General features: G+C 62.8%; 21 protein-coding genes. 6 read left to right on the top strand and 15 right to left on the bottom strand.

The annotated features are described in order from the left end of the window. Position 1: 1 nt before the first annotated feature. The 5 genes from BVU99_RS20845 to rlmF all read right to left on the bottom strand — a co-directional run bounded on the left by BVU99_RS20845 (position 2) and on the right by rlmF (position 4,966). Positions 2-1,012: a CocE/NonD family hydrolase gene (locus BVU99_RS20845; protein WP_099816768.1), complete on the bottom strand. Its 1,011-nt coding sequence runs from the start codon at positions 1,010-1,012 to the stop codon at positions 2-4. Continuing rightward, the gene (locus tag BVU99_RS20850; protein WP_025302082.1) at positions 1,000-1,638 is read right to left on the bottom strand and encodes an N-acetyltransferase; all 639 of its coding nucleotides are present in this window, start codon (positions 1,636-1,638) and stop codon (positions 1,000-1,002) included. Before BVU99_RS20850 ends, BVU99_RS20845 begins: the two co-directional genes overlap by 13 nt. Before the next feature lie 11 nt (positions 1,639-1,649). Beyond that, complete coding sequence (locus BVU99_RS20855) at positions 1,650-2,219, bottom strand: TetR/AcrR family transcriptional regulator (RefSeq protein ID WP_025302081.1); 570 nt, start codon at positions 2,217-2,219, stop codon at positions 1,650-1,652. Positions 2,220-2,401: 182 nt separating this feature from the next. Continuing rightward, positions 2,402-3,706 (bottom strand): PAS domain-containing methyl-accepting chemotaxis protein, encoded by a 1,305-nt coding sequence (locus BVU99_RS20860; RefSeq protein ID WP_099816767.1) that lies wholly within the window; start codon positions 3,704-3,706, stop codon positions 2,402-2,404. A 294-nt stretch (positions 3,707-4,000) separates the two neighbouring features. Next, positions 4,001-4,966: a 23S rRNA (adenine(1618)-N(6))-methyltransferase RlmF gene (rlmF, locus tag BVU99_RS20865; protein ID WP_167325058.1), complete on the bottom strand. Its 966-nt coding sequence runs from the start codon at positions 4,964-4,966 to the stop codon at positions 4,001-4,003. A 118-nt stretch (positions 4,967-5,084) separates the two neighbouring features. Between rlmF and BVU99_RS20870 the strand changes: the two genes are divergently transcribed. The 3 genes from BVU99_RS20870 to BVU99_RS20880 all read left to right on the top strand — a co-directional run bounded on the left by BVU99_RS20870 (position 5,085) and on the right by BVU99_RS20880 (position 7,063). Beyond that, positions 5,085-5,714, top strand: a complete 630-nt coding sequence (locus BVU99_RS20870) for a flavin reductase family protein (protein WP_099816766.1) — start codon at positions 5,085-5,087, stop codon at positions 5,712-5,714. 166 nt (positions 5,715-5,880) lie between these two features. After that, a complete protein-coding gene (locus BVU99_RS20875; protein ID WP_060432705.1) occupies positions 5,881-6,141 on the top strand; it encodes a YdgH/BhsA/McbA-like domain containing protein in 261 nt (86 codons plus the stop codon). Positions 6,142-6,427: 286 nt separating this feature from the next. Then, a complete protein-coding gene (locus BVU99_RS20880; protein WP_025302076.1) occupies positions 6,428-7,063 on the top strand; it encodes a carbonic anhydrase in 636 nt (211 codons plus the stop codon). A gap of 63 nt (positions 7,064-7,126) precedes the next feature. Here the strand turns inward: BVU99_RS20880 and BVU99_RS20885 are convergent, their stop codons facing one another. From BVU99_RS20885 to BVU99_RS20900, 4 genes are read right to left on the bottom strand one after another with little or no spacing between them, the layout of a single operon-like run. Continuing rightward, a complete protein-coding gene (locus BVU99_RS20885) occupies positions 7,127-8,983 on the bottom strand; it encodes a M3 family metallopeptidase (RefSeq protein WP_025302075.1) in 1,857 nt (618 codons plus the stop codon). A 46-nt stretch (positions 8,984-9,029) separates the two neighbouring features. Continuing rightward, a complete protein-coding gene (ybiB, locus tag BVU99_RS20890) occupies positions 9,030-9,989 on the bottom strand; it encodes a DNA-binding protein YbiB (protein WP_025302074.1) in 960 nt (319 codons plus the stop codon). Positions 9,990-10,027: 38 nt separating this feature from the next. After that, positions 10,028-10,657, bottom strand: a complete 630-nt coding sequence (locus tag BVU99_RS20895; RefSeq protein WP_043137069.1) for an FMN-binding negative transcriptional regulator — start codon at positions 10,655-10,657, stop codon at positions 10,028-10,030. A 57-nt stretch (positions 10,658-10,714) separates the two neighbouring features. Continuing rightward, positions 10,715-12,139: an MFS transporter gene (locus tag BVU99_RS20900; protein ID WP_099816765.1), complete on the bottom strand. Its 1,425-nt coding sequence runs from the start codon at positions 12,137-12,139 to the stop codon at positions 10,715-10,717. A 99-nt stretch (positions 12,140-12,238) separates the two neighbouring features. On the opposite strand from BVU99_RS20900, the gene BVU99_RS20905 reads away from it, so the two are divergent. Continuing rightward, positions 12,239-13,078 carry a helix-turn-helix transcriptional regulator gene (locus tag BVU99_RS20905; RefSeq protein WP_043137060.1) on the top strand — a complete coding sequence of 280 codons (840 nt, stop codon included), beginning with the start codon at positions 12,239-12,241 and terminating at the stop codon, positions 13,076-13,078. On the opposite strand, the gene BVU99_RS20910 is transcribed toward BVU99_RS20905, so the two are convergent. The 4 genes from BVU99_RS20910 to prpB form a co-directional block, all read right to left on the bottom strand. After that, positions 13,075-13,704, bottom strand: a complete 630-nt coding sequence (locus tag BVU99_RS20910) for a LysE family translocator (protein WP_025302070.1) — start codon at positions 13,702-13,704, stop codon at positions 13,075-13,077. The genes BVU99_RS20905 and BVU99_RS20910 overlap by 4 nt on opposite strands. Before the next feature lie 79 nt (positions 13,705-13,783). Next, on the bottom strand, positions 13,784-15,235 hold the full coding sequence (locus tag BVU99_RS20915; protein WP_099816787.1) for a bifunctional 2-methylcitrate dehydratase/aconitate hydratase: 1,452 nt from the start codon (positions 15,233-15,235) through the stop codon (positions 13,784-13,786). 50 nt (positions 15,236-15,285) lie between these two features. Then, the gene (gene prpC, locus BVU99_RS20920; protein WP_049208902.1) at positions 15,286-16,449 is read right to left on the bottom strand and encodes a 2-methylcitrate synthase; all 1,164 of its coding nucleotides are present in this window, start codon (positions 16,447-16,449) and stop codon (positions 15,286-15,288) included. Positions 16,450-16,482: 33 nt separating this feature from the next. Further along, positions 16,483-17,373 carry a methylisocitrate lyase gene (gene prpB / locus BVU99_RS20925; RefSeq protein WP_016928535.1) on the bottom strand — a complete coding sequence of 297 codons (891 nt, stop codon included), beginning with the start codon at positions 17,371-17,373 and terminating at the stop codon, positions 16,483-16,485. A gap of 245 nt (positions 17,374-17,618) precedes the next feature. Here prpB and prpR point away from each other — a divergent pair, with 245 nt between their 5' ends. Then, positions 17,619-19,220, top strand: a complete 1,602-nt coding sequence (gene prpR / locus BVU99_RS20930) for a propionate catabolism operon regulatory protein PrpR (protein ID WP_025302066.1) — start codon at positions 17,619-17,621, stop codon at positions 19,218-19,220. A 3-nt stretch (positions 19,221-19,223) separates the two neighbouring features. Here prpR and BVU99_RS20935 read toward each other — a convergent pair whose 3' ends face one another. Beyond that, entirely contained in the window at positions 19,224-20,132 is a 909-nt protein-coding gene (locus BVU99_RS20935) for a DMT family transporter (protein ID WP_099816764.1), read from the bottom strand. A gap of 136 nt (positions 20,133-20,268) precedes the next feature. On the opposite strand from BVU99_RS20935, the gene BVU99_RS20940 reads away from it, so the two are divergent. Continuing rightward, positions 20,269-20,703 carry an Lrp/AsnC family transcriptional regulator gene (locus tag BVU99_RS20940; protein WP_049295246.1) on the top strand — a complete coding sequence of 145 codons (435 nt, stop codon included), beginning with the start codon at positions 20,269-20,271 and terminating at the stop codon, positions 20,701-20,703. Here BVU99_RS20940 and dinG read toward each other — a convergent pair whose 3' ends face one another. After that, positions 20,704-22,902, bottom strand: coding sequence for an ATP-dependent DNA helicase DinG (gene dinG / locus BVU99_RS20945; RefSeq protein WP_025302063.1), 2,199 nt, complete (start codon positions 22,900-22,902; stop codon positions 20,704-20,706). Between the last annotated feature and the right edge of the window lie 6 nt (positions 22,903-22,908).

Here is a 22,908-nt window from a genome sequence, read left to right on the forward strand (position 1 = left end):
GTTAGCGCCCGCGCCCGCAGGGCTGAGCGGCCAGGAAGGCCGCCACGTCCTGTCGGTAGGCATCGTATTGCACCGAGCGCGGCGCAAACAGGCCCACCACGTTGATCAGCCACGGATGGCGCGCGAACAGCGGTTTGATCATCACGTGGTCGGCTTCGTCGATGCGCGTCACCGTCAACAGCGAGGCCGGGACCGTTTGCCGATAAACGCGCTCGGTTTCGTCCGTGTCCACGTTGACGTCACGCCCGCCCAGTATCAGGTGTACCGGCGTGTTGAAATTTCGTAATCCCGCCGTCGCATCGCTGGCCATGTTGGCGCGAATAAAGCGCCAGCGGTCGGCGCTCAATGCGGCGGTGGCGCCATACTCACGGCGGTACTGCGCGTAGCCGTCCGGTTGTTCGAGCAGCGTTTGAATGTGGCGCCAGTGCGCCTCGCGCGCGGCGATCGACGCTTCATTGTCCCCTGCCGCCACCATCGCTGCCCGGGTGTTATAACGCCCTTGCCGCAGCCAGTTGATCGCCGGCGCCAACGCCAGCGTGAAGGCGATGTCGGGGCGCAAACGCGCCACCTCCGGCATCACCCACCCCGCCTGGCTGGTGCCCCAGAGCCCCACGCAGCGCGCATCGAAGCGCCCGTCCCGCCGGGCCCAGTCGATGATATCGGCGGTTTCCCGTGCGCGATCCGCCATGGTCTGATGCAGCCAGTTGCCGCCGGAGCCGCCAACGCCCGGCTTATCGAAGGATAAAACCGCATAGCCCTGCTGCGCCATCGCCTCCCAAATGCCGTAATAGCCTTCGTCGCGGCTGGCGTTAGCCGGCCCATCGCCGTGCACGAACACCACGATACCGGGCTTGATCGGCGCATGCTGCGGCAACACCAGCGTGCCGGTCAACCGGTTGCCGCCGGCGGTCACCACGACCGGTTCGGTGACAAAGCGAAAGTCGTTGACGTAAATCACCCAGCCAAACGCCGCCAAAACCAGCGCCACGAGGCACAGCCCTATTTTGCGCACGTCGCCTCCCCGTTGCGTTTCTCCATCAATATCCAATCGGCCTGGCCGAACAGTAAGCCCAGCGAGGCGTAATGCTCTTCGCGCCGCACCTGAAAGCCGCAGCGCCGGTACAGACGCTGCGCATCCACGTTGCGCCGGCTGACGTGCAGGCTCAGACGCCGGCCTGTGCCTTGTTCGGCGGCGTAGTCGTTCATCCACTGCAGCAGCCGCCTGCCCACCCCTTTACCGCGCTGGTTCTCGGCCACCGCCAGGTAAGAGAGATACAGCTCACCGGCCGCCGGAGTGTGCTGCAGCACCGCAATTTGCAGATACATGCGCCAAACGTTCAGCCAGCCATAGCGGCGGCACAGCCGCCAAATCGGCAAGGTGCGCGGACGCAGCCCGACGTTGTTCTCGCCAGCGGCCGCATTGAGCGCAAAGGCCGCCACCACCTGTTCATCTTGCTTCACCACGAAGCTGCGCTCCCGGCTGCCGCTTTGCTGCCAACTCCACAGCCGATAGAACAGACGCCACTGAAGGCGGGCGCTGAGACGGCGCGCGCGCTGAAACTTGTCGCTGAACGCGGCGTAGATCAGCGCCGCCGTTTGCAGGCGATCAGCGTCGCGATAAGGATCAATATGCAACATATCAACCTCGTCTAGGGTTGGCGGTAGAGCAGCTGCTCCAACAGCCGCACCGGCGCGGTCTCCTCCGGCGCAGGCGACGCAAAGATCGCCTGCCGCCAGGCCTGGCTTTCGATCACGTCCAGCACCAGCTGCGCGAGCGGTAACGGCGCTATCGCCGCTGCGATCTCACCGGTTTGCTGAGCCTCGGCGATCGTCGTCGCCAGCGCCTCAATCAGTTGCCGCTGGTTGGCGCTGAACGGCTCGGCCAACGCCGGGTTGCGTGCCACCTCCGCCACGATCTCCGCCGACAGTTGCACATTGGCCGGCTCGGCGACAAAGGCGTGATAGGCGGTGAAAAAGGCCGACAGCGCCTGTTTCGGCCGCGTTCTGTCGGCCCGCAATCCGGCGGCGAACTCGGCGAATATGCCGTTTTCCAGCAGCGCAATTTCGCCGATCAACGCCTCCTTGCCGGAAAAATGGTTATAGAGGTTGCCGACGCTGACGCCCGCTGCCTGCGCGATATCTCGCATGCTGGTCTGGTGAAATCCCTTATGGGTAAAGCTGTGCAGCGCGGCCTCGACAATCTTTTCTCGATTTCCCATCGTCAGTTCCCGAAACGGTGAAGGGGCGCCTGGCGCCACAAATTGACATCAACAAATGAACGAACGTTCGTTCATTCTCAAGTCTAGCATAGACCGATAAAATTGAACCGCAGCTCAACGGCGCAGGAATCGGTAGGAAGAGGCAAACGCCGCCCCGCTTTTAGGAGCGGCGCCCGGCACACTCAGTGCAGCGCGTCGCCCTGCTTCACCGACGTAAACGCCTGCATCAGCTTCACGACGTCGTGCATGCCGATGTTGACCTGGTTGATCACTTCTCCGGCGTCATGGGTCAATGCCACGCCGCCGCCAGCCTGTTCCACGCAGGTCGCCATGCCGGCGATCGCCGCCGCCACGCCCTGCTGGATAGACTTGGTCATGCGTTCGATCTCGGTCGCCGCCTTGCGCGACTGCTCCGCCAGCGTGCGCACTTCGTTGGCCACCACGGCAAAACCGCGCCCGTGCTCACCGGCGTGGGCGGCTTCGATGGAGGCGTTAATCGCCAGCAGGTTGGTTTGGGAGGCGATTTTACGAATGGCTTCGACGATGGTGCCGATCTGCTGAGAGCACTTACCGAGCTCGGTGACCACGTCTGAGGTTTCGCGCGCCGCCGCTTCGACCTGCTGCATGCCCTTCACCGCCTGCTGCACGATGATCGCGCCCTGCGCCGCCTGCCGATCGGTATCGAGCGACAGATGATGCGCGTTGCGCACCATCTCTTCTTCGTGCTGCTGCTGTTGCATCAGCCGGGTGATGTCCTGGGCGATCTTCACCACTTTCACCACCTGGCCGTCGTTGTCGAGGATCGGGTTATAGCTGGCCTCCAGCCATACCCGTTCACCGCGCCGGTTGACGCGCTCAAAACGCCCGGTGATGAACTCGCCGCGCGCCAGGCGCTGCCAATGCCGCCGATAATCGTCGGAAGCGGCGAACTCCGGCGGGCACAGCACCGCATGCGACTGCCCACACGCCTCTTCCAGCCGATAGCCCATCAGCGCCAACATATTGTCGTTGGCGCTGACAATGGTGCCCTGCGGCGTGAAAGAAATCATCGCCATCGAGCGATTCAACGCCGCCAGCAGGCTGCGGTGTTCCTGCGCCTGCGTCACTCGCTCGGTCACTTCGCTGGCGATCTTGACGATTTCCACCACCTTACCCTGGTTATTCAGCACCGGCGCATAGGTGCCCTGCAGCCACACCGCCTCGCCGTTTTTCGCGATGCGCTTTATGGTGTCCGTGATGGGTTGGCCTTTATTCAGCGTCTCCCAATGTTTGCGATATAACGGGCTGGCGACATAGTTCGGATCGCAGAAAATACGGTGATGCTGACCTATCACGTCATCGCGTTGAAATCCCAGCGTGCTGAGGAAAAGATCGTTGGCGCGCAAGACCGTGCCGTCGAGCGAAAATACGATCATCGGAACGGCGTGTTCTATCGCGCTCAGCTCGGCGCCTTTGTGGGTAGTTAACTGACTGAATCGTAACAGCATAAGGTGTAGTCCTTGTGGCAGATGATGGCGCTTTTCTTATTTTTCCTGGCCACATGCCGCGCCCACACGCAGACGTGCCATCGCGGAAGGAACGGGCAGCGCCGCTCCTTCTGGTTATTGCTCTTAACCGGATTAAATTTATTTATTCAGTAAAGTAATTATTCGAATTTAAATAAACCAACAACCTAAGATTTTTATTATGAAAACTGTATTGAGAATAACGTAAGTGATGAAAATTGAAAGGTAAAATGCGGATTTTTGTCGGCGCCGGCAGGATAACCGGCGCCGGGAAGATTAACGCCAGCGTTCGGCTGCCCAGGCGGCCTGTTGCTCGGCGTCGTGGAAGGTCCAGGCGACGAAGCGGCTGATCTTCTGCCCTTGCGCCATCTCGATGGTGCGTACCTCGGCCGCCCCCGCCACTTTCAGCGCATGGTAGATGGCCGGCAGCGTGGTGTTTTTCGAGATGAGCGAAGTGAACCACAGGCAGTTGTTGGCCTTGCTGACGCTCTCTTCCACCATCTTGCGCACAAAGGCTTCTTCGCCGCCTTCGCACCACAGCTCGTTGTTCTTGCCGCCGAAGTTTTGCACCGGCTTGTCGGCCACTTCCCCTTTGCCCAATTTATGCAGCTTGCGGCGGGTGCTGGCGCGCGCTTCCTGCTCGGACGCGTGGAACGGCGGGTTGCACAGGGTGGCGTCGAATTTCTCGGCCGCGCCGATGATGCCGCTAAAAATCAGCTCAGGCTGTTTTTGCAGCCGCAGACGCACGCTATTGCGCAGCGTCGGGTTCATCTCAACGATCATCTTGGCCGCGTTGAGCGACACCGGATCGATTTCAGACCCGGTGAAACGCCAGCCGTATTCGCGCAGGCCGACGATCGGGTAGATGCAGTTGGCGCCGACGCCGACGTCGAGGATCGCCACGCCCTTGCCACGCGGGATCTCGCCGCCGTTGCTGGTCGCCAGCAGATCCGCCAGGTGGTGCAGATAGTCGGCACGGCCGGGGATCGGCGGGCACAGGTAGTCCGCCGGAATATCCCAGTGCTCGATGCCGTAAAAGTGTTGCAGCAACGCACGGTTGAGCATTTTCACCGCCGCCGGATCGGCGAAGTCCACCGAAACATCGCCCCAGGCGTTCGGTTTTACGAACGGTGCCAGCGCCGGGCAGCTGGCGATCAGCGCCGGGAAGTCGTAGCGCGAACGATGACGGTTGCGCGGATGCAGGCCGCTTTTCTGCTGCGGGAAGGTTTTCTTTTTTTCCACCGTGACGGGCTCTCTTGAAGGGATTTCCGGCGCGTAAGATAACACATCCGGCCCGCAATGGCGCAGCGGCGGGAAACCCGGCACAATGAAAGCTTCATCGATTGCCACAGGGGCCCCCATGAGCCGTGAATCTCATTACTATTATGAACCCGCCGCCGGCCACGGCCTGCCGCACGATCCGCTGAACGCCATCGTCGGCCCGCGCCCCATCGGCTGGATCTCTTCCCGCAGCGCCGCTGGCTTGCGTAATCTGGCGCCCTACAGCTTTTTCAACTGCTTCAACTACCGCCCACCGATCATCGGTTTCGCCAGCACCGGCTGGAAAGACAGCGTGGCGAATATCGTGGAAACCGGCGAGTTCGTTTGGAACCTGGCGACGCGCCCGTTGGCGGAAGCGATGAACAACAGTTCCATCACCCTGCCGCGCGGTGAGGACGAATTCGCCTTCGCCGGCGTCACGCCGCTGCCCGGGCGCCGGGTCAAAGCCGAGCGTGTGGCCGAAAGCCCGGTGAACTTCGAATGCCGGCTGACCCAATGCATCCAACTGCAAACCGCCGCCGGGGAACAGGTGGAGACCTGGCTGGTGTTGGGCGAGGTGGTGGCGGTGCATCTCGATCCGGCGCTGCTGGATGAACACGGCGTCTACCAGACCGCCGCCGCCGAACCTATCCTGCGCGCCGGCGGCCCGACCGCCTACTACGGCATTTCCGAACAGCACCGTTTCGATCTGACGCGCCCGTCACGCTGATCGTTTCCCCCGTTTATGCAGAAGATAAACGGGGCAATTAACAATCAAAAATTCTGAATAAAACTATCAACACTCTCCGATTTCATCCCGCCTGTCACTGCGCAATAATCTGCCCATCGAAAGGCAAACCCTTTCTCCCTAATTCACTTTGACAGGAATGACGAACATGAAAACTATCAAAACTTTTGCTGCTGCTATTGCTCTGGCCACCGTTTCTTTCACCACTTTTGCCGCTGAACACGTCAGCGCCCAGGATGCCGCCCAATTCGAAAAAGCCGGCGTGATCGTCGCCAGCGGCGCAACCGACCTGAGCAGCCTGACCTCTCAGCTGGCCGCCAAAGCCGATGCCGCAGGCGCCAAGGCTTTCACCATCACCTCTACCAGCGGCAATAACCTGATGCATGCCACCGCGGTTATCTACAAATAATCGCCGCCCCAGACGTCAAAAAGCCCGCCGGATATCATCCCGGCGGGCTTTTTTTATGTTCGCGTACGTCAGCGCTGAATGGGTACGACAGCAATTTTCCTATCGTCCACTTTGTCAGCAACCCACGCGTCAACGACCCGGAAAATACCGTCGCCAACAGGCAGAAACCCTTTATTTAATGGGGTTTGCAGGCAGTTAAGCACACATTTTTTTACCACCCCATTGCTGGACTAACGGGAGAGGATGATTATCATGTTACGCAGACTACAGATGCAGAGAGCGTTGTATGCAACATATCATTGAAGGTTTCCTCAGTTTCCAGAAAGAGATTTTCCCGCAGCGTAAGGAACTCTTTCGCAGCCTGGCCTCCAGCCAAAATCCTAAAGCGCTTTTCATCTCCTGTTCTGACAGCCGTCTGGTGCCCGAGCTGGTGACGCAGCAAGAACCTGGGCAGCTTTTCGTTATCCGTAACGCCGGTAACATCGTCCCTTCCTTTGGCCCGGAGCCGGGTGGGGTTTCTGCGACTATCGAATACGCGGTGGTGGCGCTGGGCGTGACTGATATCGTGATTTGTGGCCACTCGAACTGTGGCGCCATGAAGGCTATCGCATCCTGTCAGTGCCTCGATCCCATGCCTGCCGTTGCCCACTGGCTGCACTACGCGGATGCGGCCAAAGCGGTGGTCGAGAAGAAAACCTGGGATAGCGAAACAGACAAAGTGAACGCTATGGTGGAAGAAAACGTCATAGCCCAGCTAAATAATATCAAAACCCACCCTTCTGTGGCGGTGGGTCTGCGCAACAGTGGGCTGCGCCTACACGGCTGGGTATACGACATCGAAAGCGGCGAAATTCGCACGCTGGATAGAAACACCAAGAGCTTCGTGTCTCTGGCCGATAATCCCGACGTCTATTTCGAATAAAATAACGCCCGGTTTTTATCATTAAATAAAATCCACGCCGCGGCGTGGATTTTATTGTCAGCCTTAAGGCAAGCGCGCCTCTATCGCCGCAGCGAAGTCGCGGCACATCCGCTCGTCACCCTCGGCGTTGTCCGCCAATACCGTCTCGCCATCCACCACCCGGATGTGCGCCTGCAAATCGAAATCTGCCGGCGGCTGCGGGCGCTTGGCTGCGGCGGCCATCGTCTGCTGCGCCTCATGCCACGCCTGTGCCACCGTCTGGTTGCAGGCCTGCGCCAGATAGTCAGGATTAAACCCTTCGCCGGTCAGGCTGCGCAGCGTGTCGTCATGGCTGACGCTGTTGCCCGGCAACCAGTAGTGTTGCGCCAGATCCGGGCCAATGGCCGGGTTGTCCGTCAGGTAACCGTCGCGCTGCAGGAAGAAGTGACGGGTTTGCTCTACCGCCATCATCGCCAGCAGATAGCCCTGGTAGGAACAGGCGGATTCTAGCGACAGCAGGTGCGGGATCGCCAACGTCGGACGCGGGCTGCCGCTGATGCCGAGGATCTTTTGCTCGACCTCGCGCGCCAGCGCGGTAATGGCTTCCGGCGTGCGCTGCTCGTCATCCCACTGGTACAGCGCCCACTCGAAGTACGGCACCAGCAGGATGTGGCGTTCGTTGAACGCACGCATCGGCTGGCGCGCCGCGATGCCGGCCTCGATCAGCGCATCAGGCACCGCTTCGCCGGCGGCGTTTTTCGCATAGCGTTTCAGCCAGTCGGCGTCGTCCAGCAGGCTGTCGCAGAACATCGACTGGGTTTCGGCATAGGCCATCGAGGTCGGTGGGAACTCCTGCGAGAAGCACGGCGCATTCTGGCGAATGTTGGCGAAGTGCGCCGCGTGGCCGCCCTCGTGGAACAGGGTGTTGAGCCCGTAAGCGCCGCTGCCCACCTGCCCCGGCTGCGCCAGGCTGGTGAAGTTGATGCGCGCCGGCACCCATTCCCCCTGGCGCACAAACGGCGGCACCGGGCCGTGCATAAAGCCGTTCTCATACTTGCCTTTGCGCACCAGCAGATCGAGGTTCATCTCGGCGCCGCCAAAGCCGATGTGCAGGCGTTTGAAGCTGTCGACCCAGCGTTCCAGCGAACGAGAAAACGGGAAGTAAGGATCCAGTTGACGGGTGACGTCGCCAGCGCTGGCGAAGCGGACGTTCCACGGCTCCAGCGCCTGGCCGCCCTTGTCGGCCGCCAGCTGTTGCAGGCTGCGCGCGTTGGCCTCGCGGGTTTCCCGCTCGAAACGATCCAGAATGGCGAACAGCTGCTCCGGCGTCATGCGCTCGGTTTTGTTCACCTTGTAGTCGAAATAGTTGCGATAGCCCATCTGGCGCGCAAAGCGGTTGCGCAGGCCGATCAGCTCCGGCAGGCCGTTATGCAGCAGCCATTGCTCCAGGTCGCGCAGCGCCTGCTGCGAACTGCGGCGGTAGTCTTCGTTCGGGTTGGTCGCCTGGTTGGTCAGCAGCTCGCCGAGCGAGGCCGCCACCCGCTGGCCGTCGGCGTTCAGATGTGTGACCTGATAGCCCTTGCGGCGCGAGTAGAGATCGGACTCGGCGTGAATGATCTGATCCAACAGCGCCTGCGCCTGCGGATCTTCAATGGCGTTACAGTCGAAGAAACGCAGCCAGCCTTGCAGGCCGTGGATCAGCGCATCGCGCTGCGCCTCCTGCGGCAGCGTTTCCAATCCGGCCAGCAGATTGCGGATCTCGGCCAGCCGGCGCGGTTCGGCGATAAAGCGCTTATAGGCGCTTTCCGCGGCGGAAAAGCGCGCCGACACGCCTTCATCGCCGGTGCCCATGTAGTTTTGCCAGAACAGCTCTTCTTTGGCGCGGTGAACGTCGAGGTAATCCTGGTTCAATTGATTGAAGTAATCGAGAGCCTGTTGCATAACCGTCCTTCTCAGCCGATGAGGAAATATCCCAGTATAGTCGCGCTTAGGCCTGACGCAGCCGCTGCAGCCCCTGCTCGAGCGTCTCGCTCTCGCCGGCGGCCACCAGACAACAGGCGACCTGCCGCTGGATGGCCTGCGGGATCGCCACCTCGCCCGCCAGGCAGCGCTCGGTCCAGCGTGCGGTGGTTTCCGCGTCTTTCGCCGCCGGCAATGCCGGCGTTTCATCCTGCAAGGTGCGCTCCAGCAATACGTGCTGTTCGCCGCCGACGATGTGGTGAATTTGCGGGCAGCGCAGCGGGTTGGCGTAGGCTTCACCTTCGGTGCCGTGCATCAGCAGCCCGCGGGCGCCGATTTGGCGGAAAAACGACGCCACCCGGCCAACATACTCCGGGTGAGAGACGCTGGCGAGGCGCAGCGCATCCTGTTCGCCGAACGGCGTCGCCAGCTTGGCCAGCGTATGGGCGCTGTTGCGCACCCCCATGCGCCAACGCAATCCGAGCTGCCGCGCCAACGGCGCCGACAGCGCGGAAACCGGCATGAATACCGCCTCGCCGTTATCGAGGCGCTGCTGGGCATGAGCGGCCTGTTCCGACCACGGCAGCCCCAGGGCACGGAAAATCTCGGCGCTGGTCACACGGGTGCTGTCGTCCAGGATGCCGTGCACCACCACCGGCAGGCCCACTTTCGCGAGCAGCAGCGCCAGCAGCGGCGTCAGGTTGGCCTGCTTGCGCGCGCCGTTGTAGCTCGGCAGCACCACCGGCAGTGGCCGCCCCTGCGGCGCCTGCAGCGGCAAGACCTGCTGCTGCATCGCCTGATAGAAGCCCAGCATCTCCTCTTCGGCTTCGCCCTTGATGCGCAGCGCGATCAGAATGCCGCCCAGCTCCAGCTCGGGGACCTCCCCGGCCAGCATCGCCTGATACAGCTCAAAGGCGGTCTGCCGGTCCAGGTCGCGCGCATGATTTTTGCCGCGGCCTATTTCTTTGATAATTTTGGTGTAATCCATCCGAAGGTTCCCTCAGCTCACTCTTCGGTTAGCATACCCTATCCGCGCCGCCGCTCAACCTCCGCCGCCAGTCGCCGCTGCGCGTCATCGCCCTCGCGCAGCCCGGCGATCACCCCGCCGGCATCGTCGGCGCTGCGGTTCTGGCTCATTTTCCATTTGCCTTCGCGCCGGGTAACGGCGATCTCGATACCGACGATGCCTTTAAGCTGTGCGGCGATATAGTTGGCCGGCGCGTCGTCGAGCCGCCAGGGCGCCGGGCGGCGCCCTTCCTGTTGTGCCGTCAGGTCGATCAGCTGGCGGCGCAGCCAGGCCGGATCGTCCGTCACCGTCGGCACGCCATACAGCTGCACCATGCTGTAGTTCCAGGTCGGCACCACTTTGCCGGTCTGGCGCTTGCTCGGGTACCAGCCGGGGGACACATAGCCCTCCACGCCCTGAAAAATCACCAGGCATTCCGCCGCGTGCTGCAGCCGTCGCCAGTGCGCGTTGGCGCGCGACAGGTGCGCCCGCAGCCGGATCTGCCCCTGTTCGACATCGGCCAGAAACGGCAGCGGATCGGCCGTCAATCCCTGCTCGCCGTGGCTGACCAATAGCCCCAACGGGTGGGCCCGCACCAGCGCCAGTTGGGCATCCAGATTGTCTTCGCGAAATGTGGCGGGTTGAAACATCAGTGTGGCTCCTTATCGCTCTCTTATGATGACAACAGTAAAGCACCCGCCGGCGGCCTACTTAAGATCCGCTTTCTGAGTATTTTGAGTGATCCGGTTTAACAACAGCAGGGCGATGCCCATCGCCAACAGATTAAATACCATGGCGCCGGCAAAGGCCTGGGCATAGCGCTCCGCTGCGCCGCCGCTCGCCAACAGCGGCACAAAAGCGACGCCGCTGACCACGATGCCCAGCGCGCCCCCCACCTGCTGCACGGTGGCAACCAGACCCGCCGCCATGCCCGCCTGCCGCTCCGGCGCCAAACCGAGCACCAGATTCAGCAGCGGCGTCATGCTCAGCGCCTGACCGAACCCCAGCACCACTAACCCCGGCAGCAGCCGCAGAGGGTGCGCCAGCGCCTCACCCCACAGCGCCTGCGCCATCAATAGCGCCAACCCGGCTGCGTAAATCGCCACGCCCACGCTCAGTACGCCATTGCTCCAACGCAGCGCTAACCGGGGCGCCAACATCGAGGCCAGCATGAAGGCCGCGCTGGCCGGGGCGAACAGGCTGCCCGCCTGAAAAGGCGTCAGCCCCGCCCCCGCCTGCAGCAGCAGCGCGAAACACAAGAAAAACGAGGAAGCGGTGGCATAAATCGCCAGCACCACCGCCATACCCGGCGCGAAACCCGCCTGGCGGAACAGCGCCGGATCGAGCACCGCATCATCACCGCGCTGCGCCAGACGGCGCTCCCAACGCAGAAAGCCCCACAGCGTCAGCATCGCTAACGCCAACATCGGCGCTATCCACCACGGCCAGCCGCGCGCCGGCCCCTCCAGCAACGGCAGCAACAACAGCGACAGGCCGGTCGCCACCAGCCACAGGCCAACGCCGTCCAGCCGCTGCGCCTGCGCCACGCGCGATTCGGGAATGCGCCGCGCCGCCCACAGCGCCAGTGCGCCGATCGGCAAATTGATCAAAAAGATCATGCGCCAGCCGCTGCCGAACAGGTTAGCCTCGATGATAAATCCGCCGAGGATCTGGCCGAAGATCGCCGCCAATCCCAGCGTCATGCCCAGCCAAGCGAAGGCGCGCCGCCGCTGTTGCGGCGCGTACAGGACCCGCATCAAGGCGTAAATTTGCGGGAACAACAGCGCCGCCGTCGCCCCCTGCAGAATACGCGCGGCGATCAGCAGGCCGAGCGATCCCGCCAGCCCGCACAACAGGGAGCTCAGCGTGAATCCCAGCATGCCGAGGCTGAACAAGCGCCGACGCCCGAAGCGATCGCCCAGACGCCCACCGGCGATCAACAGCACCCCAAACGCCAACTCATAACCGGCGACGATCAAACCGATCCCGGCGAAATCGGCGGCGAACTGCCGCTGGATCACCGGCGCCGCCACGTTGACCACGAACAGATCGAACACCGTGACGAACCCGCCCAACAGCAGCACCGGCAGGCCGGGCAGCCCTCGCCGCTCACGAGATAATGAATGTTCCATACCACCTCCAGAGATTATGATGGCCGCAGTATGGAACATGGTTTAAACTGTTACTATATAGCCATTTATACTATTACTGACAGCAACAGGACGGCCGACATGCCCCCACGCACCCTCGAACGCACCCGCCACGAACTGGGGGATTTTCTGCGGCAAAAGCGAGAACAACTGTCACCAGAGTCAGTCGGCTTGCCAAGCGGCAGCCGCCGCCGCACGCCGGGATTGCGGCGCGAGGAGGTGGCGGCGCTGGCCGGCGTCGGCCTCACCTGGTACACCTGGCTGGAGCAAGGCAGGGAAATCAATGCGTCGGTGACGTTTTTGGAAAATCTGGCGCGGGTGCTGCAGCTCGACGCCGCCGGCCGCTACCACCTGTTCTTATTGGCGCATCAGCGCCCGCCGGTGCCGGTTGGGCATCAGTGGTGCCAGGTTTCGCCGTTGGTGCGGCGCCTGCTGGACGATTTGACGCTGCGGCCGGCCTACGTCATGAACCTGAGTTGGGACATCATCGCCTGGAATCCGGCGGCGCAGCGGCTGTTCGCCATCGGCGATCGCCCGGCGCAAGAGCGCAACATGTTGTGGATGCTGTTTGCCGATCCGCAGCTCAATGCGCGCCTGCTGGAGTGGCGGGCGCAGGCGCCGCAAATCCTGGCCAGCTTCCGCCGCGACTACGCCCGCGCGCCGGAGGATGAGGTGATGCGCCAACGGGTACAGGCGCTGGAGCAAGTATCGCCGCAATTCCGCCAGCTCTGGCGGCAGCATGACATTCACGGACGTTGCCAGGGGCGGCGCAGCTTCATCGTCCCGGCAATCGGCCCGGTCACCTTTGACCACGCCTCTTTCATCGTCGACGAAGAGAACCACCTGCGGCTGGTGATGTACAGCGCGCTGCAGGACGAACCGGCCAGCGCGGCGTTTGAAGCGCTGCTGCGCGAGGGTTAGCGGCGGCTGTCGAAAATGAGTTTGCAGGCCAGCCCGGCGAATACGCCGCTCAGCAGGTAGTTCGGCCAGCGGGCGCTGAAGCGGCGGCCGGCGAAGCGGCTTTTCATGCCGCTGACCGCCAGGATCACCCCGCCGTTAATCAGCAACCCCACCAGATTCAGCACCGTCGCCAGCGCCAGCATCTGTACCACCACCGAGCCGGCACGCGGATCGATAAACTGCGGGAACAGCGCCAGCACGAACAGCGCCATTTTCGGGTTGAGGATGTTGGTGAACAGTCCCTGCCGGAAAATTCGCGCCGTCGGCACGGCCTGCAACCCGGCAGAAGCCTGCAGACTGCTGCCGGATCGCAGCGTTTTCCACGCCAGGTAGAGCAGATAGGCGGCGCCCAACATTCTCACCGCGTCGTAAGCCAGCGGCACCGCGACGAACAGTTGCGACAACCCCAGCGCCGCCGCCAGCGCGTGGCAGTATGTGCCGAGCTGAATGCCCGCCAGCGAAGCGAAACCGGCGCGCCGCCCCTGGCTGACGCTGCGCGAAGCGATCAGCAGCATATCCGGGCCGGGGGTCAGCGCCAGCGCCACGCAGGCACCGGAAAACAACAACAACGTTGCGGCATCAATCATGAATCACCTGATAAGAAGACGGACGGGGATGGAGCGTCCATCATAGCGACGCCGACGTGGCTTGTCAGCGCCGCTCACCTCAGATCACCCACAAATCGAGATACTCGTTGACCGGCATCTGCGCCAGCCGCTGGCGGTCCAGCGACACCTCGAGAATGCGCTGCTGCTGCAGGGCTGGGAACTGGCGCGCCAGGTTGATTTTGAACTTCTCGATCAGCAGCGGGATGCCCTCTTCGCGCCGCCGCGCATGGCCGATAGGATACTCCACCGCCACCTCATCCAGACGGCTGCCGTCGGCGAACTCCACCGTCAGCGCATTGGCGATCGAGCGCTTTTCCGGATCGTGATAATCACACGTGAAAGCGGGATCTTCATGGCAGTGGATCTTACTACGCAATGCGTCGATACGCGGATCTTCGGCCACCCGGTCTTCGTAATCCGCCGCCGTCAGCCGGCCGAACAGCAACGGGATCGCCACCATATACTGAATGCAGTGATCGCGATCCGCCGGGTTATCCAGCGGCCCCTGCTTGTCGATAATGCGCAGGCAAGCCTCGTGGGTGCGGATGCTCACCCTGGCGATGTCAGCGGCGGTTTTGCCGGCGGCCTGCATCTGGCGGTGCAGCGTCATGGCCGCCTCCACGGCGGTCTGGGCATGGAACTCCGCCGGGAACGAAATTTTAAACAGCACGTTCTCCATCACATACGCGCCGTACGGCCGCTGGAAGCGGAAAGGTTTGCCGTTAAACGAGACGTCGTAGAATCCCCAGGTCGGCGCCGTCAGCGCCGAGGGGTAGCCCATTTCGCCGGTGGCGGCCATCAGCGCCAGCCGCACCGCGCGGGCGGTCGCATCCCCCGCAGCCCAGGATTTGCGGGTGCCGGCGTTCGGCGCGTGGCGATAGGTACGCAGCGACTGCCCGTCCACCCACGCCAGCGACACCGCGTTCAGGATCGCCTCGCGGCTCAGGCCGAGCAGCTGTGCCACCACTGCGGTGGACGCCACCTTCACCAGCAGCACGTGATCCAGCCCCACCCGGTTGAAGGCGTTTTCCAGCGCCAGACAGCCCTGGATCTCATGCGCCTTGATCATGGCGATCATCACCTGCCGCATGGTCAGCGGCGCCTTGCCTGCCGCCACCGCCTGGCGCGAGAGCCAGTCGGCCACCGCCAGGATCCCGCCCAGGTTGTCCGACGGGTGGCCCCACTCCGCCGCCAGCCAGGTGTCGTTGAAGTCGAGCCAGCGGATCATGGCGCCGATATTGAACGCCGCCTGCACCGGATCCAGCTGGAAACGGGTGCCGGGCACCCGGCTGCCGTTCAGCACCTCGGCGCCCGGCACCACCGGCCCCATCAGTTTCTTGCAGGCCGGGTAGCTCAGCGCCTCCAGCCCGCAGCCGAGGGTGTCGAGCAGGCAATAGTAAGCGGTGCGGTACGCCGCCGGGCTATCGACGGCCTCTTTCATCACATAATCGACGATATCGACCATTTCGCGATCGAACGGCGGACGGCGGGTATTGGCAGACTCAAGCATCATGATTTCCAAAGGCTCCAGAGTGAAAACGACACGATAACGACCGGCGCTCAGCGCTGATCCAGCGGTACGAACGCCCGCGCTTCCGGCCCGGTATAGTTGGCGGACGGGCGAATGATTTTGTTGTCCTGCCGTTGCTCGATGATGTGCGCCGACCAGCCGCTGACGCGCGCCATGACAAACAGAGGCGTGAACATTTCAGTGGGCACCCCCAGCTGGTGGTAAGACACCGCCGAGAACCAGTCGAGGTTGGGGAACATCTTTTTGGTGTCACGCATCACGCTTTCCAGCCGATCGGCGATGTCATACAGCTTCATCGCGCCCGCTTCCTGCGACAGGCGCAGCGCGATCTCTTTGATCACCTGATGGCGCGGATCGGAGACGGTGTACACCGGGTGCCCAAAGCCAATCACCACCTCTTTGTTGTCGATGCGGCGGCGAATGTCGGCTTCCGCTTCGTCCGGCGTTTCATAGCGTTGCTGGATCTCCAGCGACACCTCGTTGGCGCCGCCGTGCTTCGGCCCGCGCAGCGCGCCAATGGCGCCGACGATCGCCGAATAGACGTCGGATCCGGTGCCGGCGATCACCCGGCCGGCGAAGGTCGAGGCGTTGAACTCATGCTCGGCGTACAGGATCAATGACGCGTGCATGGCCTGTTCCCAGCTGGCGGAAGGCGCCTCGCCGTGCAGCAGGTGCAGGAAGTGGCCACCGATGGAATCGTCGTCGGTCTCCGGCTGAATACGTTCGCCGTTGTGGCTGTAGTGATACCAGTAGAGCAGCATCGATCCCAACGACGCCAGCAGCCGATCGGCAATGTCGCGCGCGCCGGCCGCGCCGTGCTGCTCTTTTTCCGGCAGCGTGCAGCCAAGGGCCGAAACGCCGGTGCGCATCACGTCCATCGGATGCGAAGCCGCCGGCAGCGCCTCCAGCACCGTGCGCACGCTGGCGGGCAGGCCGCGCAGCGCTTTGAGACGGTGTTTATAGGCCTGCAGCTCGTCGCGGTTGGGCAACTTGCCGTGGATCAGCAGATGGGCGACCTCTTCAAACTCGCAGTGGCGCGCGAGATCGAGGATGTCGTAACCGCGGTAGTGCAGATCGTTGCCGCTGCGCCCTACGGAACACAGCGCAGTATTTCCGGCGGGCACGCCGGATAACGCCACGGATTTTTTCGGCTTAACGCCAGTCGGGCTTTGCGGGGGGATCGCTTGGCTCATACTGTCCTCATTTGGCTTCTGCGTGAATGGCGCCTATTCGTCGCGTTGGCGAGCGAACAGAGCGTCGAGTTTCTCTTCGAACAAATAGTAGTTGATGCTTTCGTACAGCTCGTTGCGGGTCTGCATGGTGTCGATGACGCTTTTCTGCGTGCCCTCCTCGCGCAGGGCGCGGTACACCCGCTCCGCCGCCCGGTTCATCGCCCGAAAGGCCGACAGCGGATACAGCGCCATATCCACCCGAGCGCTGCGCAGCTCGTCGGTGGTGAACAGCGGCGTCGCGCCGAATTCGGTGATGTTGGCGAGGATCGGCACCTGCGTCGCTTCGGCGAAACGGCGGTACATGCCCAGTTCGGTGATCGCTTCCGGGAACAGCATGTCGGCCCCGGCCGCCACGTAAGCCTGAGCGCGCTCGATGGCCGCCTCCAGCCCCTCCACCGCCAGCGCGTCGGTGCGCGCCATGATCACGAAGTCCGGATCGCTGCGCGCATCTACCGCCGCCTTGATGCGATCCACCATCTCTTCGGTGGAGACGATGGCCTTATTGGGCCGATGGCCGCAGCGCTTGGCGCCGACCTGATCTTCGATATGCAGCGCCGCCGCCCCGGCCTTGCTCACCGAGCGCACCGTGCGGGCGACATTGAACGCCGAAGCGCCGAAACCGCTGTCGACATCCACCAGCAGCGGCAGCGGGCAGACGTCGGTGATGCGGCGAATATCGGTCAACACATCGTCCAGCGTCGAAATGCCCAGGTCCGGCAATCCCAGCGAACCGGCCGCCACACCGCCGCCGGAAAGATAGATGGCCTGGAATCCGGCCCGCTGAGCCAGCAAGGCATGGTTGGCGTTGATCGCGCCGGCGATTTGCAGGGGTTTTTCTTTACTCAGGGCCTGACGAAAGGCGAGCCCGGGTGAGCGCAGCGTCATGACGTTTTCTCCGATTAGCCAGATGAAACAGATAGAGCAAGGAGCGGGCCAGGTTTCACTTCGGTGAGGGGAAAAATTAAAAACGATAAAAATAAGTGAGTTACAACATATTCAGCGCCATTGGCCTGGCAAAGGGATAAAAAACGTTTCAGTTAACGTTTCAATCGTTGTTTCACACAGTAAATTTGAAACATAACTGAAACCGGGCTACACCTAATGCAGCCACTTCCATTCGGTAACCCACCATGAGCGATCACATCACGCCATCCCGCGCGCCGGACAAACCGGTGATCTGGACCGTCTCCATCACCCGCCTGTTCGATCTGTTCCGGGACATCAGCCTCGAGTTCGACCATCTGGCGACCATCACCCCGATCCGTCTCGGCTTCGAGGAGGCGGTGCAGCACATCCGCGCACGCCTGGCGACCGAACCGTGCGACGCCATCATCGCCGCCGGCTCCAACGGCGCCTACCTGAAAAGTCGCCTGTCGGTGCCGGTCATCCTGGTCAAGCCCGGCGGCTTCGACCTGCTGCAGGCGCTGAGCAAGGCGCGCAGAACCGCCGATCGGATCGGCGTCATCACCTATAAAACGCCTTTGCCCGCACTGATGGAGTTCCAGCAAACCTTCGATCTGCCGCTGGAACAGCGCAGTTACGTCACCGAAGAGGACGCCCGCGGCCAGATCGCCGAGCTGAAAGCCGCCGGTATTCAGGCGGTGGTCGGCGCCGGCCTCATCAGCGATCTGGCGGAAGAGGCCGGGCTCACCGCCATTTTTCTCTATTCCGCCGCCACCCTGCGCGCCGCCTTCAGCGATGCGCTGGACGTAACGCGCCTGATGCTGAGCGGCGGCAAACGCGGCGGCGATTACGCCGCACGCGATACCCTGCAGCCACGCTATGGGCTGGGCGATTTGCAGGGCGACTCCCCGCAGATGGAGCAGACCCGGCGCACCATCATGCTGTACGCCCGCTCGCCGGCGGCGGTATTAATTGAAGGAGAAACCGGCACTGGCAAAGAGCTGGCGGCGCAGGCAATCCACCGCGAATACTTTTCCCGGCGCGGCGCACCGTCCAGGGGGGCGACGCCGCCGTTCGTCGCCATCAACTGCGGCGCCATCGCCGAATCGCTGCTGGAGGCGGAACTGTTCGGCTATGAGGAAGGCGCCTTCACCGGATCACGGCGCGGCGGCCGGCGCGGGCTGCTGGAAACCGCCAACGGCGGCACTCTGTTTCTGGATGAGATCGGCGAAATGCCGCTGCACCTGCAAACGCGACTGCTGCGCGCGCTGGAAGAGAAAACTATCACCCGGGTGGGCGGGCAACAGCCGGTAACGGTCGACTTTCGCGTCATCAGCGCCACCCACACCCGCCTGGAGCAGGCGATTCAACGGGGCGGTTTTCGCGCCGATCTGTTTTATCGCCTGAGCGCCCTGCGGCTGCAGCTGCCGCCATTGCGGGCGCGCGGCGACGATATTGCGATGCTGGCGGAACACTTTCTGAAACAGTCGCTGGCGGCGCTCGATGTGCCGCTGACGGAGCCGCTGCGCACCGCCCTGGCCGGCTGTTACGCCGCGCTAAGCCATTACGCCTGGCCCGGCAACCTGCGCGAACTACGCAACATGATGGAACGGGTAGCGCTGATGCTGAGCACCGGCGCAGCGCCGAGCGGTGAAACGCTGCAGTGGCTGTTGCCGGAGCTGGCGGCGGTCACGCCGCCCGAGACGCAGGCGGCGCCCATCTCCGCCCACGAAGCCCTGGCGCGGTGCGGGGGCGACCACGCCGCCGCCGCCCGGTTGCTCGGGATCAGCCGCACCACCTTATGGCGCCGGCTGAAAAAACCGAACTGAGCATCAGCCGGCGCGCCGGCCGTCCGAGGCCGGCAGCAGTCGCGCTCGCCGATCGCCCAGCAGGTTCATGCCCGCCGCCGCCAGCAGGATGATCGCCGCGCCCAGCAGCTGCCACGCCGACAGGCGGTGGCCAAACGCCAGGCGATCCACCAACATGGCGGCGATCGGGTAGATAAACGACAGCGAGCCGATCAGGTTGGTGGGCAGCTTCTGCAGCGCACCGTACATCAACACGTACATCAGGCCGGTGTGCAGCACGCCGAGCGTCGCCAGCATCCCCCACTGCCCAACGCTAGCCGAAACATGGAAATCCACCAGCGGCAACAACATCACCGCCCCTACCGTCACCTGGATCAGCGCAATGAGATGCGGCGGCGTGCCCTTCAGCCGCTTGGCCGCCAGCGCCATCAGGGCGTAGAAAAACGCCGCGCCGAGCGCCAGCGCGATGCCCGCCAGATAATGGCTCTGCTCCCCCGCCTGCCGCGGCTGCGCCAGCACCACCAGCATCATGCCGCCGAACGCCAGCCCCAGCCACAGCAGCTTGCGGGCGGTCAGCCGTTCCCCCAAAAACAGCGTCCCCAGCCCCACCAGCATAAACGGCTGGGTGTTATACACCGCGGTGGCGATGGAAATAGAGGCATAGGAATAGGCGGCAAACAGCAGCAGCCAGTTGATCACCAGCGCGACGCCGCCGGCGATCGCCAGCAGCAGCGTGGCGCGCGTCAGCGCATCGCGTCGCAGCTGCCCCAGTACGCCGCACACCGCCAGCAGCACCAGCGCGCCTACCGCGCAGCGCCAAAACACCACGTTGATAACCGGCTGGCCGGACATCAACACAAACCAGCCGATAGAGCCGGAAATCAACATCGCCGCCGCCATCTCCAGCGATCCGCGTTTTATCTCTGCATTCATTCTGCATTCCTCGAAGCTTGCCCAGAGACATAGCTTGCGGCTTCGCGGGGCGGCTTTCCATAGCATAAAAAAGGCAGATATGCTTAACTGCCTTTTTCTCGCAGCTATAATAAAGAAAATACCTAACGGAGGCGTTATGGATGATATCGATCGCCAAATCCTGACCATTCTGGCGGAAGATGCGCGTGCATCGTTGAAGATGCTGAGCGCGCAGGTGGGGCTGTCGTCGCCGAGCACGTCGGAAAGACTGCGGCGGCTGGAGGAAAGCGGCGTGATCCAGGGTTATACCCTGAACGTCAATCTGCAGGCGGTAGGCTATGCCTTCGAGTCGCTGGTGCGCATCAAGCCGCTGCCGGGCATGCTGAAGAAGGTCGAGCAGCTGATTCAGGCGATCCCGGAAGTGGTCGAATGCGATAAGGTGACCGGCGAAGACTGCTTTATCGTGCGGCTGGTGGCGCACTCGATGGAACAGCTCGACCATACCCTCGATCGGCTGGCCGAGCATGCGCAGAGCAACACCTCGATCGTGAAAACCACGCCGGTCAAGCGCCGCCTGCCGCCGCTGCTCTGATCAACGCCGCCGTTTGCGGGCGAACGGGTTGCCGCGCTTCTTCTCTTTTTTGGCCGCGTCGGCGGCGGATTTCAGCGCCGCCAGATGCGCCTTGTCGGCCTCCGGCACCGCGCGCTGCTCAATCGGGAACACCGGCAGCGACGCCAACAGCCGCGAACCGTAGTTTTTGGTCAACAGCCGGCGATCGTAGATCACGATCTCGCCGTAGCATTGGTTACTGCGGATCAGTCGGCCGACCTGCTGGATCAGGTTGAACGAGGCGCTCGGCAGGCTCTGCACTTCGAACGGATAGCGCTTCAGTGATTTCAGCCACTCGCCTTCGGTGATGATCACCGGGCTGTCGATCGGCGGGAACGCGATTTTGTGAATATGCACCTGGGTCAGCAGTTCGCCTTTCAGATCCAGCCCTTCGGCGAACGATTGCAGCCCCACCAGCACGCTGGCGACGCCCTTCTCCACCCGCTTGCGGTGCTCTTCCACCAGCCGGTAGCGCGGCTGGTCGCCCTGCACCAGCAGCATCAGCCGCAGATCGGTCACGTAGCTGAGGAAAGTCTGCATCGCCCGGTGGCTGCTGAACAGGATCAGCATGCCTTTGTGTTTGCCGCTCGCCTGCTCGGCGCGGAAAAACCGCGCCATCTCCTCGAGGTGCTCCGCCTCGTTGGCGAGCGCCGGTTCATAGCGCATCTGCGGAATGACAATCTTGCCCTGTTCGACGTGATTGAACGGCGAAGAGAGCGTTTCGAAGCGATCGCCGGCCTTCTCGCTCAGCCCGCTCATCTCCTGCAAACGCGCGAAGCTGTTCAGTGAACGCAGCGTGGCCGAGGTGACCACCACGTGCGGCACCTTGCGCCACAGCAGCTTCTCCAGCTGGTCGCTGACGCGGATGCCGACGCAGTGCAAATACAGATGGGTAACGTTATCGCGCAGCTCGCGCGTGACCCATTTGGAGATCGGCGCGTTGGACGACTTGTCGAGCGCCGCCAGCCGCCACAGCTTGCTCATCGCCTCCAGATAGCCCAGCGTGCGGCTCATCTGAATGATCGCGCGATGCAGACGCACGATGTCGTGCTTGCCGGTCTGCTCGGTAAGATCGTTAAGCACGAACTCCGCCAGCCCGCGTAATGCATCGGTCAGTTTAAACAGCCGTGCGCAGCTCTCCACCATCTCCGCAGGCAGCTCGCCCATTTCAAAACGGTGCTCGGCCGCCACGCTATCGCCGGGCAGGTAGGCGCTGACCTGATGCTCGAAGATCTGCACCAGCTCGCGCAGCTCCTCGCAATGGTTTTTCAGCCGTTCGCTGTTGGCCAGCCCCGGCGGATTCTTCGGCCGGTACTGCGTCATGCACTGCTCGACCTGGCGCACGATCATGTCCAACTGCAGGTTGGTCGACAGCGCGGTGATTTCCCCGTCGATCTCCAGCGCGTCGCGCGCCACCTCAGGCAAATGATGGCCTTCGTCCAGCACCAGCAGCAGCTCTTTCGGGTTCGGCAGCACCGATTCCGTCTCCAGCGCCGCCATCACCAGCGCGTGATTGGCCACCACCACGTCGGCGCTCTCGATCTCTTTGCGGGCAATATAGAACGGGCATTCGCGAATGTAGTGGCAGTTGCGCCCCAGGCAGTTGGCCTTGTCGGTGCTCAGCTTGGCCCACAGCGGATCGTCGATGCTCTGCTGATAGTGATCGCGCAGCCCGTCCCACTCGAAGCGAGCCAACGCCTTGGTCAGTTTCTGGCACAGCGCCTGCTCTTCGCCGCTGGACGGCGCCAGTTCGTCGTCGAGGAACAGCGTCAGATCGCCCTGTTGACTGACGTCGGTGCTCATCGCCGCCAGGTTACGCGGGCAGACGTAACGCCCGCGGCCAAAGGCACCGGTAAATTTCAGATCGGGGATAATCTTCTTCAGCAGCGGCAAATCTTTGCTGTAGATCTGGTCCTGTAGCGCCACGTTGGCGGTGCTCACCACCAGCGGCTTGCTCTCCGCCCGCCCGACGGCGATGCCCGGGATCAGATAAGACAGCGTTTTACCGACGCCGGTCGGCGCCTCGATCGCCAGATGGCGCGGGTAGTCACCGGCCAACGTCTTCGCCACCTCGGCGATCATCTGACGCTGGGGCGCGCGGGAAATGAAATCCGGTATTTGCTGCTGCAGGGCTTTGTACCACTGGCCAATCTGATCTTTAACTGCGGAGGAGAGCGCCATTCAACT

This window comes from Serratia sp. OLAL2 (assembly GCF_002752475.1).
In the GTDB taxonomy this organism is placed as follows: domain Bacteria; phylum Pseudomonadota; class Gammaproteobacteria; order Enterobacterales; family Enterobacteriaceae; genus Serratia; species Serratia bockelmannii.